The sequence below is a fragment of the Bacillus sp. LJBS06 genome, from assembly GCF_016924995.1.
Classification (GTDB): Bacteria; Bacillota; Bacilli; order Bacillales; family Bacillaceae; genus Bacillus; species Bacillus stercoris.
In genome coordinates, this window is record NZ_CP070483.1 from 267912 (window position 1) to 282890 (window position 14979).

The following is a 14979-nucleotide window of genomic DNA, read 5'->3' on the forward strand; positions in this document are numbered from 1 at the left end:
CCAGAAAAAACACGAAAGGGGCAATGGGCATGTCTGTGATCACGGAACAAAACACGTATCTCAACTTTATTAACGGAGAGTGGGTTCAGTCTCAATCAGGCGATATGGTCAAGGTCGAAAACCCTGCCGACGTGAATGATATTGTCGGTTATGTACAGAATTCAACAGCTGAGGATGTGGAACGTGCCGTCGCCGCCGCCAATAAAGCCAAAACGGCTTGGAGAAAGCTGACGGGTGCCGAGCGAGGCCAATACTTATACAAAACAGCGGATATCATGGAGCGGCGCTTGGAGGAAATCGCCGCCTGTGCAACGCGTGAAATGGGCAAAACACTGCCGGAAGCTAAGGGAGAAACAGCCCGGGGGATTGCCATTCTGCGCTATTACGCCGGAGAGGGCATGCGCAAAACGGGTGACGTCATTCCGTCTACTGACAAAGACGCCCTCATGTTTACCACCCGTGTCCCGCTCGGTGTGGTCGGCGTGATTTCTCCATGGAATTTCCCTGTGGCGATTCCGATTTGGAAAATGGCGCCGGCACTGGTATACGGCAATACCGTTGTCATCAAACCGGCGACAGAAACAGCTGTGACATGCGCGAAGCTCATTGCCTGCTTTGAGGAAGCGGGGCTGCCGGCAGGGGTCATCAATTTGGTGACAGGCCCGGGCTCTGTTGTCGGGCAGGGGCTTGCTGAGCATGACGGTGTAAACGCCGTTACGTTTACCGGTTCAAATCAAGTCGGAAAAATCATCGGGCAAGCCGCTTTAGCGAGGGGAGCTAAATATCAGCTTGAAATGGGCGGCAAAAACCCTGTTATCGTAGCTGATGACGCTGACCTTGAAGCTGCGGCTGAAGCTGTCATTACGGGGGCCTTTCGTTCAACCGGCCAGAAATGCACCGCGACAAGCCGTGTCATCGTACAAAGCGGCATTTATGAGCGCTTTAAAGAAAAACTGCTCCAGCGCACAAAGGATATTACAATCGGAGACAGCTTAAAAGAGGATGTCTGGATGGGACCGATCGCCAGCAAGAATCAGCTTGATAACTGCCTGTCATACATTGAGAAAGGCAAGCGGGAGGGCGCTTCCCTTTTAATGGGAGGAGAAAAGCTGGAGAACGGAAAGTATCAAAACGGCTATTATGTTCAGCCTGCCATCTTTGACAATGTGACATCTGAGATGACGATTGCCCAGGAGGAAATCTTCGGTCCGGTGATTGTCTTGATCAAGGTTGATTCGATGGAGGAGGCGCTGGACATCGCCAATGATGTGAAGTTCGGTTTAAGTGCATCCATCTTCACGGAAAACATAGGCAAAATGCTTTCTTTCATTGAAGAAATCGATGCCGGACTGGTTCGGGTCAATGCAGAAAGCGCAGGCGTTGAGCTGCAGGCGCCTTTTGGCGGCATGAAGCAGTCGAGCTCCCACTCCCGCGAACAGGGTGAGGCGGCGAAGGACTTTTTCACAGCGATCAAAACCGTTTTTGTGAAGCCGTAATGGTGCTGGAAAGAGGCGTATGTCTCTTTCCCAGCTTTATCACAGCCAGCATATGATTCTCTACTTTGAAAAGGAGAAGATACTATGAAAAAAGACTTTGCGAGTGTTACACCGGCGGGCAAAAAAACGTCTGTGCGCTGGTTCATCGTGTTTATGCTGTTTCTTGTGACCTCTATTAACTACGCGGATCGAGCGACGCTTTCCATCACCGGAGATTCCGTCCAGCATGATTTGGGGTTGGACTCGGTCGCCATGGGATATGTCTTTTCTGCCTTTGGCTGGGCCTATGTCATCGGGCAGCTTCCGGGCGGCTGGCTGCTGGACCGTTTTGGTTCAAAGACTATCATTGCGTTAAGCATCTTTTTCTGGTCGTTTTTTACGCTGCTGCAAGGGGCGATTGGCTTTTTCTCAGCCGGCACAGCGATTATCCTGCTGTTTGCACTGCGTTTTCTGGTAGGCTTATCAGAAGCGCCTTCATTTCCCGGAAACGGCAGAGTTGTTGCCTCATGGTTTCCAAGTTCCGAGCGCGGGACAGCTTCAGCCTTTTTTAATTCAGCACAATACTTCGCAATCGTCATTTTTTCTCCTTTAATGGGCTGGCTCACCCACTCTTTCGGCTGGCATTCCGTCTTCGTTGTCATGGGGGCTGCGGGGATTCTTCTGGCTGTCATCTGGCTAAAAACGGTGTATGAACCGAAAAAACACCCAAAGATTAACGAAGCTGAGCTTGCGTACATCGAACAGGGCGGCGGGCTGATTTCCATGGATGACAGTAAAAGCAAACAAGAAACAGAATCGAAATGGCCGTATATCAAACAGCTGTTAACGAACCGCATGCTGATTGGCGTGTACATCGCGCAATATTGCATTACGACTCTCACCTATTTCTTTCTCACATGGTTTCCGGTATATTTGGTTCAGGCCCGCGGCATGTCTATTCTAGAAGCTGGGTTTGTCGCCTCCCTGCCGGCGCTGTGCGGATTTGCCGGCGGCGTGCTTGGAGGTATTGTGTCCGACATCTTACTCAAAAAAGGCCGTTCACTGACCTTTGCTAGAAAAGTGCCAATCATTGCCGGCATGCTGCTGTCTTGCAGTATGATCGTCTGCAACTATACAGCTTCAGCGTGGCTCGTCGTTGTTATTATGTCGCTCGCGTTTTTTGGAAAAGGCTTCGGCGCACTGGGCTGGGCTGTCGTGTCGGACACGTCTCCGAAAGAGTGTGCAGGACTGAGCGGCGGTTTGTTCAACACTTTCGGAAATATTGCCTCGATTACAACACCGATTATTATCGGTTACATCGTCAATGCCACAGGATCATTTAATGGCGCGCTCGTGTTTGTCGGCGCTAATGCGATTGTTGCGATCCTCAGCTATTTGCTGCTGGTCGGCCCGATTAAACGGGTCGTGTTAAAGAAACAAGAACAAGACCCCGATCAATCATTGCCTGTCTAATATTTATGAAAGCGCTTTATAAAAGGAGGAAAAAGCATGGGCTCATCAATACAAGAGCAGGTTCAAAAAGAAAAAAGATCGAATATTCCCTCAATTTCAGAAATGAAGGTGATTCCGGTTGCGGGACATGACAGCATGCTGCTGAATCTAAGCGGAGCGCACAGCCCGTTTTTCACCCGGAATATCGTAATCTTAACAGACAGCAGCGGAAATCAGGGAGTCGGCGAGGTGCCTGGCGGAGAGCATATTCGCCGCACACTGGAGCTGGCAGAGCCGCTTGTTGTCGGAGCATCCATTGGTGCGTACCAGGCGATATTGCAAAGGGTCAGAAAGCAGTTTGGCGATCAGGACAGGGGAGGACGCGGAATCCAGACGTTTGATTTGCGCACCACTGTGCACGCCGTCACCGCATTGGAAGCGGCTTTGTTGGATTTGCTTGGGAAATTTCTTCAGGAACCTGTCGCAGCTTTGCTTGGCGAAGGGAAGCAGCGCGATGAAGTAAAAATGCTTGGTTACCTTTTTTACATCGGTGACCGAAAGCGGACGACCTTGCCGTATCAAAGCGATGAGCAGTCAGATTGTGCGTGGTTCCGTCTGCGCCATGAGGAAGCGCTGACGCCGGAGGGCATTGTGCGTCTTGCCGAATCTGCACAGGAGCGCTATGGCTTTCAGGATTTCAAGCTCAAAGGCGGGGTGCTGCGGGGAGAAGAAGAAATCGAAGCTGTTACCGCCTTATCGAAACGTTTTCCAGAGGCAAGAATCACCCTTGATCCGAACGGGGCGTGGTCATTAGAGGAGGCTATCGCATTATGCAAAGGAAAGCAAGATGTGCTCGCGTACGCAGAAGATCCATGCGGGGATGAGAACGGCTACTCCGCTCGCGAAGTGATGGCTGAATTTCGCCGCGCGACAGGGCTTCCGACTGCGACAAATATGATTGCGACCGACTGGCGGGAAATGGGTCACGCGATCCAGCTTCATGCGGTGGATATACCGCTGGCTGATCCGCACTTTTGGACGATGCAAGGGTCGGTGCGGGTTGCGCAAATGTGCCATGATTGGGGTTTGACATGGGGCTCACACTCCAACAACCACTTTGATATTTCCCTTGCGATGTTTACCCATGTGGCAGCAGCGGCTCCGGGGCGCATCACGGCGATTGATACCCATTGGATCTGGCAGGACGGCCAGCGATTAACGAAACAGCCTTTTGAGATTTCCGCTGGTTGTGTCAAGGTGCCGGATAAGCCCGGACTAGGCGTTGATATTGATATGAAACAAGTGGAAAAAGCGCATGAGATCTACCGGAAAATGAATGTAGGCGCCCGAAATGACGCGATTTCTATGCAGTTCCTGATCCGCAACTGGGAATTTGACCGGAAGCGCCCGTGTCTTGTACGATAAGTTTTATTGTAAATATTGTCATATCGGCTATTTTGTCTTACAATTGAACAACTGAAGGGAGAGTTGTTCGTGTACGAAGGTTTAGAGGATTTGAAAGTCGATACAGTCAATCGGAAAACATTAGCCAAACAGGTCATCGAACGGATTGTCCATTTATTATCGAGCGGCCAGTTGAGGGCCGGAGACAAATTGCCGACAGAAATGGAACTGATGGACATTTTGCATGTCAGCAGGCCGGTGCTTCGGGAGGCGCTCAGTTCACTTGAAACGCTGGGCGTCATTACGAGAAAAACACGCGGGGGCACATATTTCAACGATAAAATCGGCATGCAGCCATTTTCCGTCATGCTTGCCTTGGCGACTGATAATCTTCCGGCAATCATTGAAGCGCGGATGGCGTTAGAACTAGGACTCGTGACGATTGCCGCAGAAAAAATCAACGAGGATGAGCTTCAGCGTTTGCAGAAGACAATCGACGATATTGCCAACAGCACTGACAATCTTTATGGTGAAGCGGATAAAGAATTCCATCGAATTATAGCGTTAAGTGCCAATAATCCCGTTGTAGAGGGGATGATTCAATCCCTCTTAATCACCCATGCGAAAATTGACAGCCAAATTCCGTACAGGGAGAGAGATGTAACGGTCGAATATCACAAAAAAATCTACGACGCCCTTGCCAATAGAGATCCTTACAAAGCGCATTACCACATGTATGAGCATCTGAAATTTGTCCGTGACAAAATTCTAAAAGGACTGGATGAAAAATAATGGTGAGACAACCGCAGTTGAAACGTAGGAGCTGCGGTTTTTTTAAAACCAATTTAGAAAACGCTTACTAAGATATGAGGAGTGATTTTCATATGGCGATGAACCTAAGGCAAAACCAAGCGCCCCTTTACATCAAAGTGAATGACACAGATAACACGGCGATTATTGTAAATGATGGAGGACTGCCAAAGGGCACTGTTTTCTCATGCGGGCTCGTCCTTGAAGAGGATGTCCCTCAAGGCCATAAGGTGGCCTTAACCGATCTCAATCAAGGGGATGAGATCGTGCGTTACGGAGAGGTGATCGGATTTGCTGATGAGACGATCAAGCGCGGAAGCTGGATACGGGAATCCCTCGTGAGAATGCCCGATCCCCCGGCGTTAGGCGATCTTCCTCTCGCAAACAGAGTGCCGAAGCCGCTGCCCCCTCTTGAAGGATATACATTTGAAGGATACCGAAATGCGGACGGCAGTGCGGGGACAAAAAATATTCTCGGCATCACCACAAGTGTTCAATGTGTCGTTGGCGTATTAAATTATGCGGTCAAACGGATCAAAGAAGAGCTGCTGCCGAAATACCCAAATGTCGATGACGTTGTGCCGCTGCATCATCAATACGGATGCGGCGTGGCGATCAATGCGCCCGACGCCGTCATTCCGATCCGCACGATTCAAAATCTCGCGAAGCATCCGAACTTCGGCGGAGAAGTAATGGTAATCGGATTGGGATGTGAAAAGCTCCTTCCGGCAAGAATTGCCTCTGAGAATGATGATGACATTCTATCGCTCCAGGATCATCAAGGTTTTGCGGCGATGATCCAATCCATTTTGGAAATGGCGGAGGAGCGGTTAATCAGGCTGAACAGCAGAACCCGTGTGACATGCCCTGTTTCAGATCTGGTTATCGGTCTGCAATGCGGCGGCAGTGATGCGTTTTCCGGCGTGACGGCGAACCCTGCCGTGGGGTATGCGGCTGATTTATTGGTTCACGCAGGTGCGACGGTTTTGTTTTCTGAAGTGACAGAGGTACGTGATGCCATTCATTTATTAACGCCTCGTGCTGTCAGTGAAGAGGTCGGACAATCGCTGATCAATGAGATGAAGTGGTATGACAGCTATCTCCGGCGGGGAGACGCAGATCGAAGCGCAAACCCTTCACCAGGCAATAAAAAAGGCGGATTATCCAATGTTGTGGAAAAAGCGTTAGGCTCGGTGGCGAAATCAGGCACTAGCCCTATCTCCGGCGTGCTCGGCCCAGGTGAAAGGGCAGAGCAAAAAGGCCTGCTGTTCGCGGCGACACCGGCAAGCGATTTTGTGTGCGGCACTCTGCAGCTGGCTGCGGGCATGAATCTGCAGGTGTTTACGACAGGGAGGGGAACACCGTACGGCCTGGCGGCTGCACCGGTGCTGAAAGTATCGACGCGGCATTCATTATCAGAGCATTGGGCGGATTTAATCGATATCAATGCGGGCCGAATCGCGACAGGAGAGGCCAGTATCGAAGATGTAGGCTGGGAAATCTTCAGAACGATTTTGGATGTGGCAAGCGGCCGCAAACAAACGTGGGCTGACCGTTGGGGCCTTCATAATGATTTGTGCTTGTTCAATCCTGCTCCAGTGACTTGATTCATTTTTTATAGCGAAGAGATGGAATATGCTGTAAAATGCAATTAACGTCTAGGAAACGGAGGGGTTACAGCATGGCATTCATTAGATTCCGAGTGACACGAATTCAATAGTGAACAAATCTCGCCTGAATGAGGGAGAATCGGGATGAATCCGCCTATGTATGAGCCCTTATATGGTTATCAAAAAAGAGGGTGGCGATGCCTGCCTTCTTTTTTTGTGCCTTCAATATCCCTTCTCTCTACTTCAGGCCGGAGCATGAGAAAGGGGAAATGGGGATGACAAACCTTGCCGAAAAACAGCTAATTACAGAGATTGTCGGGCTTGCACGCAGCCAAGGTTTGACGGTTCATTCTAAGAACGCGCAATTGAATGAAACCGGAATGGACTTTCAAGTTGTATTTGCCGAGGACGATACAGGTATGCAATGGGTGCTGCGAAAGCCGCGTCGCAGGGATGTTGTGGAAAGAGCATCTGCGGAAGACAAAACGCTTGCCTTTCTCCGCGCGAATCTTACAGCTGATGTGCCGGATTGGAGAATTCACACACCGGAATTGATCGCTTACCCAATGTTAAAAGGAACGCCGGCGGCTGAAATTGATTTGGAACAGAAACAATATGTATGGAACATGAATCATCAGCCGCCATCAGACGATTTTGTTCATACACTTGCCGGCATACTGGCGGAATTACATGACACAAATCAAACAGCTGCCGGACAATCGGGAATAGAAGTGATAAAGCCAGAAGATTTCAGGCAAATGACAGCAGACTCTATGGTTGATGTGAAAAATAAGCTTGGTGTATCTAGTCAGCTTTGGGAAAGATGGCAAACGTGGATAAATGATGATGCATACTGGCCTGGTTTTTCTGCACTGATACACGGCGATCTCCACCCGCCGCATATTCTTATTGACCAAAATGAACGTGTCACAGGGCTTCTGGATTGGACAGAAGCGAAGGTTGCCGATCCAGCCAAGGATTTTGTTCTTTATCAAACCATTTTCGGGGAAAAAGAAACTGCCCGTTTACTTGAACACTATGATCGAGCAGGCGGCCGGATATGGGCAAAAATGCAGGAGCACATTTCAGAGATGCAGGCGGCGTATCCGCTGGAAATCGCCAAGCTCGCTCTGCAAACACAGCAGGAGGAGCACGTTGATATGGCGCTTGAAGCACTCGGTGTAACATCGGATTAAGAATTGACTTCATTTCATGAACCAAGTATTATAAACTTTACAAATAATAGAACGGAACAACAATCGTGAGGAAGAGTAAGTACGCATCAGAATGGAGGTTCAGAGAGTCGGTGGCAGGTGTGAACCGATCCTCCCCTGATGCTGAATGGGCTTCTGAATTGCTTTGCTGAACGGATAGTAGGCGATGCCGGGTTTCTCTCCCCGTTACCAAGAGAGGAGTATTGAAACATAGGTTTTCTGTACTTAGAGTGAACGGCTGTATAGCTGTTAATAAAGGTGGTACCGCGAGACCCTCGTCCTTTGCATAGGATGGGGGTTTTTTTGTGTTTCTTAAAGGAGGTGACGGCCAATGGACGATGGCTGGTGGTGCATAGCAGATGAATAGGAAAGGAGGATGTCAAATGGTCATTGCAACTGATGATCTTGAGGTCGCATGTCCTAAATGTGAAAGAGCGGGAGAAATTGAAGGAACACCATGCCCGGCCTGCAGCGGGAAAGGTGTTATTCTGACTGCCCAAGGATATACGCTTCTCGATTTTATCCAAAAGCATTTGAATAAGTAAAGGAGAATAGCTGAGTTGAGATGAGAGAAGAAGAGAAGAGGAAGTTTCGCGAGGCCGCTTCAGGTACAATTTTTTTGCTGATCGGAACGGTTTGTTTTGCGTCTAAGTCAATTTGGATTAAATGGGCCTATCAAATGGGTGCTGAGCCAGACGCGGTGTTGTTATACAGACAGCTGTTTGCTGTTCCGCTGTTTTGGCTGATTTTCTTGTTTTACCGTCCTTCAATGCCAGACGGCAATAAAAAAGGAGACCTAGTGAAGGCCTGTGTCGCGGGCGTGTTTTGTTTTTTTCTGTCTCCCTTGCTTGATTTTATCGGGCTGAACCATGTATCCGCAATGGTTGAGCGTATTTTGCTTATGAGCTGTCCGATATTTGTAATCCTATTTACAGCGTGTCGTGATCGGAATATGGTTACAGTTCAGGACCTTTTCACAGTGCTGGCGGTCATGTTCGGACTTTTCTTAGCGTTGGGCGGCTGGGATGCTGAGCTTTTTCAGGCGAATATGATTGGCGCTGCATTCATTTTGTTATCCTCGGCCGTCTATGCTGGTTATCTTGTTCTTTCCGGGCGGCTCGTCCATCAAATCGGAGGCATCCGTCTTAATGCATACGGGATGACAGCAGCCGGAGCGGCCATGATGCTTTACACAGGGATCAAATCGGCGGCTGGCATGAATACGCCAATAGCAGCATACCCGCTTGCTATGTACGGTGTTTTTGCGGTCATTGCAGTCGCTACCACTGTGATTCCATTTGTGCTAATGCTTGAGGGGATTAAACGAATCGGGGCGCAGCGGGCCGCCGTCATTTCAATGGCAGGGCCTGTCCTGACGATTTTCTTTGGGGCTTTATTTCTTGATGAACGGCTTCGGCTTATTCAAGCCATCGGATGTGGTGCCGTATTCTTTGTCATTACGGTGATGGAATACAGGAAGCTGAAAACAGGAAAAAATGAATAATTTTTATAAAACACACACGTTTTTCAATTACAATAAGTGTAATTACGTGTGTGTTTTTTGATTTTGTAAAGGTTAGGTGAGAAGATGCAGAGCATATTGCTTGTGGAAGACGACCACTCAATCAGTGAAATGGTGGATCATTATTTAACAAAAGAAGGCTTTCGGATTGTACATGCTTTCGACGGAGAAGAGGGCATCCGGCTGTTTCAGCAGAGTTCATACGATTTGATCCTCCTCGATATCATGCTCCCGAAGCTGAACGGCATGGATTTTCTGAAAATCATCCGGGAAAGAAGCAATATACCGGTCTTAATGATTTCGGCAAAAGACGGAGAGGTTGACAAGGCATTGGGATTGGGTTTTGGGGCGGATGATTATATCGCCAAACCGTTTTCGATGATTGAGCTGACAGCAAGAGTAAAAGCCGCGATACGAAGGGCGACGCAATATTCAGCAGAGGAACCGGCTGAGAATAAGGTGATCCGGATTCACCAGCTTGCGATCGATATAGACAATGTCTCAGTTATGAAAAATGGAGAACCGCTTCAGCTGACATCAACAGAATGGCAGCTGCTGTGTCTATTTGCGGCAAATCCTAAAAAAGTGTTTACGAAAGAACAAATCTACCGTTCTGTCTGGAATGAAGAGTATTTTGGCGATCAAAACATTATTAACGTACATATGCGGCGGCTTAGAGAAAAGATTGAAGATGACCCCTCCTCCCCTCAATATATTAAAACGCTATGGGGCATCGGTTATAAATTAGGAGAGTTTTAGAATGACAGTGCTATGGATGGCCGCCGTCATCGTTCTGGCGTGCCTGAATGTGATTCAATTCATAATGAAAAAGAAGCGAGACGGGAATTTGGCATATATGGCAGAACAGCTTGGCTCCATGCTCAGGCAGGATTCGGCGGGGCGAATTTTGCTTCCTACAGACGATCAAGCGCTCAAAGACTTGCTTGTTAACATCAATCTTTTCCTTGAGAATCGTCAGCAGATCAGTGCCCGGTTTGCGAAAACAGAGCATTCCATGAAGCGAATGCTGACCAATATGTCGCACGACCTGAAAACGCCGTTAACGGTCATTCTCGGTTATATCGAAACCATCCAAAGTGATCCGAATATGCCAGACGAAGAGCGGGAAAGATTGCTGGGGAAGCTCCGCCAGAAAACAAATGAACTCATTCAGATGATCAATTCCTTTTTTGATTTAGCGAAATTAGAATCTGAAGATAAAGACATCCCAATCACCAAAGTACATATGAACGACATATGCAAACGCAATATCCTGCATTATTATGACGCAGTTCAGTCTAAAGGCTTTCGTGCAGCCATTGATATCCCGGATACGCCGGTGTATGCGCAGGCGAATGAAGAGGCTCTGGACAGAATCCTGCAAAACCTATTGTCAAATGCGATTCAGTATGGCGCGGCCGGCAAGTTAATCGGACTGACGCTGTCATATGATGAGACGAACATTGCCATCACCATATGGGATCGCGGAAAAGGGATAAGTGAAACCGATCAGCAGCGGGTGTTTGAAAGGCTGTACACACTTGAAGAATCCAGAAATAAAGCATTTCAAGGAAGTGGTCTCGGTTTAACCATCACAAAGCGGCTTACAGAAAAAATGGGGGGCGCTATATCTGTCAAAAGCAAGCCGTACGAACGGACTGCATTTACGATCACATTGAAACGCATGACATTTTAAACGTAAGAATTTCGTAAGGTTTGAGAAATAAAAATGACAGGGCTCGCCGCTACAATAGAAAACAGGAAAAGAGAGGGAAGGAGAAACAAATTTGACTTATATCGTACAAACAAACGGACTGACCAAAACGTATCAGGGCAAAGAGGTTGTATCCGATGTCAGCATGCATATTAAAAAAGGTGAAATCTATGGCTTCCTCGGCCCGAACGGCGCGGGGAAAACAACTATTATGAAAATGCTGACTAGCCTTGTTAAACCGACAAGCGGTGAAATCAGCATCCTTGGGAATAAGCTCACCCACACGTCATATGAGGTGCTGGGGAACATCGGCAGCATGATTGAATATCCGATTTTTTATGAAAACCTGACAGCTGAAGAAAATTTAGAGCTGCATTGTGAATACATGGGATACCACAATAAAAAAGCCATTCAAGAAGTGCTGGATATGGTGAATTTAAAACAAACCAACGAGCAGCACGTCAAAACCTTTTCGCTCGGAATGAAGCAGCGCCTTGGAATTGCGCGTGCCATCCTCACAAAGCCGGATCTGCTTATTCTGGATGAGCCGGTGAATGGGCTTGATCCTCTCGGCATTAAAAAAATCAGGCAATTGTTTCAAGTGCTGAGCAAAGAATACGGGATGACACTGTTGATCTCAAGCCACTTGCTGAGTGAAATCGAACAAATTGCGGACACGATTGGCGTCATTCGGGACGGCAGACTGATTGAAGAGGTATCAATGGAGGATGTCAGAGGCCAGAACACTGAATACATTGAGCTTGTTACATCGAATCAGACAAAGGCCTGCTTTGTGCTTGAGAAAGAGCTGCATTTAACGAACTTTAAAATCTTAAATGAGAAAACGATTCGAATTTACGAGGCTGAAGCCTCTCAGTCTGACATATCCAAAGCGTTGATTTTGAATGATGTAGACATTGAATCAATGAACAAAAAGTATACGTCGCTGGAGGATTATTTTATCAACTTGATCAACGGCAATAGCATCAGTGCGTAAAGGAGGAGAGACACGTTGATGAATTTGATCAGAATTGAATTAAGAAAAATGAAAATAGGCTGGTATGTCAGAGGCGCCCTCATTGCCAACCTGATTATTATGGGCTTTTTATGGCTGATCAGTTATTCCGAAAAAGCTGATGGCGGGGTTTCGTTCCAAAGCATGGAGGAAGCGTTTCTCATCATCGGCACCTTTGTCAGATCAGTATTTATCATTTTTGGCGCAGTGCTGATCGCAAAATTGGTGATTTCGGAATATAAAAACAAAACCATTCTTGTGATGTTCACGTACCCGATCAGCCGTAAAAAACTGCTTACAGCTAAGCTCATGATCGCGGCCGGACTGACGTTTATCACGATTTTACTTTCGAATATACTCATAGCCGCAGTTTTCTTTGGGTTGAACTCGATATACCATTTTACACCAGGTGAGTTAACTTCTGAAATCATTTCTCAGCAGGCGGTAAAAATGGCGGTTTTCACTTTTGGCGCCGCTGGAACGAGTTTAGTTCCCATCTTTTTTGGGATGCGTAAACACTCCGTTCCAGCAACCATCATTTCGTCTATAGTGATTGTAACACTCACTAGTCAAACAAGTCCGGGCTTCTCAATTTCATCTGTTGTGTATATCCCATTATTTCTAGCAGCCCTCGGTTTCATTTTTTCCTGTTTGGCGATTAGGAATGTAGACAAACAGGATGCTTGAAATAACGCGCCCGCAAAATCACAAAAGGCCGATGCTGTCAGCGCCGGCCTTTCTATTATGAGTCTGTTCTTGTTTCAAGATAATGCTTCTTGCCAATCTCTTTGCTCATCATATAGAAATGGAAGCAATATTCACCGATTGCCATGGCGATCGCGCCGAATAAAGCCGCCAACGCAACTTCACCGCCAGTCATCCCCAGGGAGAGCGGCATGCCCATCAGCCAGATCACGAGAAAGGCCAAGCCAAAATCAGCCAAAGTTGCAATCATATTATTCCATCTCGGCAATACATACAGATCCCCAAGCAAATAAGAAATAACCCCTAACACTATCGTCATTAACAGCGTATCTCCAAACGTGAAACCAAAGCCCAGACCAAGCACCAGATACAACACAATAATCGTCATAATACCTTTAATCGCGAGCGCTTTCACATGTGTCATTGCATTTCCTCCTTTTGTCAGTTGATTTGTTATGTATAATTCCTCAAATGTAAAAACTTAAACCTTATTTCGTACTTTTTCGGATCCATATATAGGAGGAGATCACAGTGATGCTGATGTTTATGCTTTTCGGAGGCGGGTGCAAAAATTGCTGGGAGAGGGGGGCCAGCGCCCATACGTCAGCGGAAATTGCGGCGGCCGTCTCGCACCAGACGCTGCCTTGACGGCCAACCGCCCATTTTTCTTTGCAGCAAACAAAATGTTTGGTGTTTTTAGATGAATTAATTTTAAAACTTCTCCTGTCCCTCCGTCATCACTTCTGAAGTAATGAAATATGATGAAAAGAGATCAAGGGGAGGTGACGTGATGGCGGTCGTGAGAGCAACGAGTGCGGATGTCGATTTGATGGCAAGGCTGCTCAGAGCGGAAGCGGAAGGCGAAGGCAAGCAGGGGATGCTGCTTGTCGGCAACGTTGGAATTAATCGGCTGCGGGCGAATTGCTCAGATTTTAAAGGCCTCCGCACCATCAGGCAGATGATTTATCAGCCACACGCGTTTGAGGCTGTGACTCATGGATATTTTTATCAAAGGGCGCGAGATAGCGAGCGTGCCCTTGCACGCCGGTCGATTAATGGTGAAAGGCGCTGGCCTGCAAAATTTAGTTTATGGTACTTCAGGCCGGAGGGAAACTGTCCCGCCCAGTGGTATAACCAGCCGTTTGTGGCCAGGTTTAAGTCACACTGCTTTTATCAGCCGACGGCGGAGACGTGTGAAAATGTATATAACACATTTTAGAGACTGGACACCGTTCAAATTGAACGGTGTTTTTCTTTGAAGAAATGCAATGGAAAATATTCCCGTGAAAAGAACTGACGGAGATGACAGAATGGCAACAATCGACCTGCAAAAGTGTAAAGATCGTACTGGAGAAACAGCAATTAACGAAGGTGATGGCTCGTGTCGGACTGGTTCTTGATATTTCGGGATTGATGAGATTGCTTTACAAAAACGGAACGGTTCAACATGTGGTGGAGCGGAATGTGGTGGAGCGGAATTTGGCAGTGGCTGATCAGTTTGATAGTTGCTGGATGTATGTGTGTATGATAATGAATATTCCCGATAAAAGCCAGTTTCAGAAAAGGATTTTTCGGGCTATGTCGAGCGTGGAATTTAAAATAATGACCGCTTGCATAAATTCGGCAGAAATGATGAGCCGCCGGTCATGAAGGACATGTTGCGCAAATATGTTGCGGAGGAACCGAGCTCGTATCCCGCTTTCATTGTTTTTATCAATGACGGAGGCTGTAAAAAGTCAATCAAACCAATTATTGAAGCCTCCTTTGATAAAACGGTGTTCTGGCAGTTTGGCGGCATTGGAAAATTGATTTTCTCAATAAACTCCATACGCTAGAAAGGCGTGGCGTTGGTAACACGAACATCCTGCATATCGAAGAAATTGACCGCATTTCTGATGATGAGCTTTATGATGCTCTGCCCTGCTGAATTTCCATTTTGGCTGAAAGAAGCGATGGAAAAAGGAATTGTAAGAGATCAAGAGCCCCCTGCTGAAAACCCGAAAAAGAAGGGCTTTTTCAGCAGATTGTTTTCGAAATAACTGATAAGGCACTGAGCCA

The 14979-nt window shown here is 47.4% G+C and carries 14 protein-coding genes, 2 pseudogenes and 1 other annotated feature; of the genes and pseudogenes, 14 read left to right on the forward strand and 2 right to left on the reverse strand.

Annotated elements, in window-relative coordinates; genetic code table 11:
- The first annotated feature begins 29 nt into the window (after positions 1-29).
- From gucD to JQX68_RS01525, 12 genes are all read left to right on the forward strand, one after another.
- A complete protein-coding gene (gene gucD, locus JQX68_RS01470) occupies positions 30-1496 on the forward strand; it encodes an alpha-ketoglutaric semialdehyde dehydrogenase GucD (RefSeq protein ID WP_040084287.1) in 1467 nt (488 codons plus the stop codon).
- An 84-nt stretch (positions 1497-1580) separates the two neighbouring features.
- Positions 1581-2948, forward strand: coding sequence for a glucarate transporter GudP (gudP, locus tag JQX68_RS01475; protein ID WP_134976022.1), 1368 nt, complete (start codon positions 1581-1583; stop codon positions 2946-2948).
- Positions 2949-2984: 36 nt separating this feature from the next.
- Complete coding sequence (gudD, locus tag JQX68_RS01480) at positions 2985-4352, forward strand: glucarate dehydratase (RefSeq protein ID WP_205440468.1); 1368 nt, start codon at positions 2985-2987, stop codon at positions 4350-4352.
- 69 nt (positions 4353-4421) lie between these two features.
- Positions 4422-5123: a FadR/GntR family transcriptional regulator gene (locus JQX68_RS01485; protein ID WP_040084284.1), complete on the forward strand. Its 702-nt coding sequence runs from the start codon at positions 4422-4424 to the stop codon at positions 5121-5123.
- A gap of 92 nt (positions 5124-5215) precedes the next feature.
- Complete coding sequence (gene garD, locus JQX68_RS01490) at positions 5216-6748, forward strand: galactarate dehydratase (protein ID WP_147772852.1); 1533 nt, start codon at positions 5216-5218, stop codon at positions 6746-6748.
- Between the two features lie 278 nt (positions 6749-7026).
- On the forward strand, positions 7027-7947 hold the full coding sequence (gene mphK, locus JQX68_RS01495; RefSeq protein WP_205440469.1) for a macrolide 2'-phosphotransferase MphK: 921 nt from the start codon (positions 7027-7029) through the stop codon (positions 7945-7947).
- 56 nt (positions 7948-8003) lie between these two features.
- Positions 8004-8251 (forward strand) — a binding site (T-box leader).
- Between the two features lie 97 nt (positions 8252-8348).
- Entirely contained in the window at positions 8349-8510 is a 162-nt protein-coding gene (rtpA, locus tag JQX68_RS01500; protein WP_003234807.1) for an anti-TRAP regulator, read from the forward strand.
- 20 nt (positions 8511-8530) lie between these two features.
- The gene (locus JQX68_RS01505; protein WP_205440470.1) at positions 8531-9469 is read left to right on the forward strand and encodes a DMT family transporter; all 939 of its coding nucleotides are present in this window, start codon (positions 8531-8533) and stop codon (positions 9467-9469) included.
- Between the two features lie 96 nt (positions 9470-9565).
- Complete coding sequence (gene ycbL, locus JQX68_RS01510; RefSeq protein ID WP_080478300.1) at positions 9566-10246, forward strand: two-component system response regulator YcbL; 681 nt, start codon at positions 9566-9568, stop codon at positions 10244-10246.
- 1 nt (position 10247) lies between these two features.
- Positions 10248-11183, forward strand: a complete 936-nt coding sequence (locus JQX68_RS01515) for a HAMP domain-containing histidine kinase (RefSeq protein WP_040084281.1) — start codon at positions 10248-10250, stop codon at positions 11181-11183.
- 91 nt (positions 11184-11274) lie between these two features.
- On the forward strand, positions 11275-12198 hold the full coding sequence (locus JQX68_RS01520; protein WP_040084280.1) for an ABC transporter ATP-binding protein: 924 nt from the start codon (positions 11275-11277) through the stop codon (positions 12196-12198).
- Positions 12199-12216: 18 nt separating this feature from the next.
- Positions 12217-12903, forward strand: coding sequence for an ABC transporter permease (locus JQX68_RS01525; RefSeq protein WP_080478301.1), 687 nt, complete (start codon positions 12217-12219; stop codon positions 12901-12903).
- Here the strand turns inward: JQX68_RS01525 and JQX68_RS01530 are convergent.
- Both JQX68_RS01530 and JQX68_RS01535 read right to left on the reverse strand, forming a co-directional pair.
- A pseudogene (locus tag JQX68_RS01530) lies at positions 12870-12999 on the reverse strand (hypothetical protein); the annotation flags it as partial. The gene JQX68_RS01525 and the pseudogene JQX68_RS01530 overlap by 34 nt on opposite strands.
- Positions 12959-13345: a YndM family protein gene (locus JQX68_RS01535; RefSeq protein WP_014662645.1), complete on the reverse strand. Its 387-nt coding sequence runs from the start codon at positions 13343-13345 to the stop codon at positions 12959-12961. The pseudogene JQX68_RS01530 and the gene JQX68_RS01535, both read right to left, overlap by 41 nt.
- Before the next feature lie 366 nt (positions 13346-13711).
- Here JQX68_RS01535 and cwlJ point away from each other — a divergent pair, with 366 nt between their 5' ends.
- Together cwlJ and JQX68_RS01545 are read left to right on the forward strand one after the other, a co-directional pair.
- Entirely contained in the window at positions 13712-14140 is a 429-nt protein-coding gene (cwlJ, locus tag JQX68_RS01540; RefSeq protein ID WP_014662646.1) for a cell wall hydrolase CwlJ, read from the forward strand.
- A gap of 83 nt (positions 14141-14223) precedes the next feature.
- Positions 14224-14960: pseudogene (locus JQX68_RS01545) on the forward strand (VWA domain-containing protein).
- The last annotated feature ends 19 nt before the right edge of the window (positions 14961-14979 follow it).

Coding starts and splice junctions, on each gene's coding strand:
- garD (WP_147772852.1), top strand. CDS start 5,216: ATGGCGATGAACCTAAGGCAAAACCAAGCGCCCCTTTACATCAAAGTG.
- JQX68_RS01535 (WP_014662645.1), bottom strand. CDS start 13,345: ATGACACATGTGAAAGCGCTCGCGATTAAAGGTATTATGACGATTATT.
- mphK (WP_205440469.1), top strand. CDS start 7,027: ATGACAAACCTTGCCGAAAAACAGCTAATTACAGAGATTGTCGGGCTT.
- rtpA (WP_003234807.1), top strand. CDS start 8,349: ATGGTCATTGCAACTGATGATCTTGAGGTCGCATGTCCTAAATGTGAA.
- JQX68_RS01505 (WP_205440470.1), top strand. CDS start 8,531: ATGAGAGAAGAAGAGAAGAGGAAGTTTCGCGAGGCCGCTTCAGGTACA.
- gudP (WP_134976022.1), top strand. CDS start 1,581: ATGAAAAAAGACTTTGCGAGTGTTACACCGGCGGGCAAAAAAACGTCT.
- JQX68_RS01525 (WP_080478301.1), top strand. CDS start 12,217: ATGAATTTGATCAGAATTGAATTAAGAAAAATGAAAATAGGCTGGTAT.
- gucD (WP_040084287.1), top strand. CDS start 30: ATGTCTGTGATCACGGAACAAAACACGTATCTCAACTTTATTAACGGA.
- cwlJ (WP_014662646.1), top strand. CDS start 13,712: ATGGCGGTCGTGAGAGCAACGAGTGCGGATGTCGATTTGATGGCAAGG.
- gudD (WP_205440468.1), top strand. CDS start 2,985: ATGGGCTCATCAATACAAGAGCAGGTTCAAAAAGAAAAAAGATCGAAT.
- JQX68_RS01515 (WP_040084281.1), top strand. CDS start 10,248: ATGACAGTGCTATGGATGGCCGCCGTCATCGTTCTGGCGTGCCTGAAT.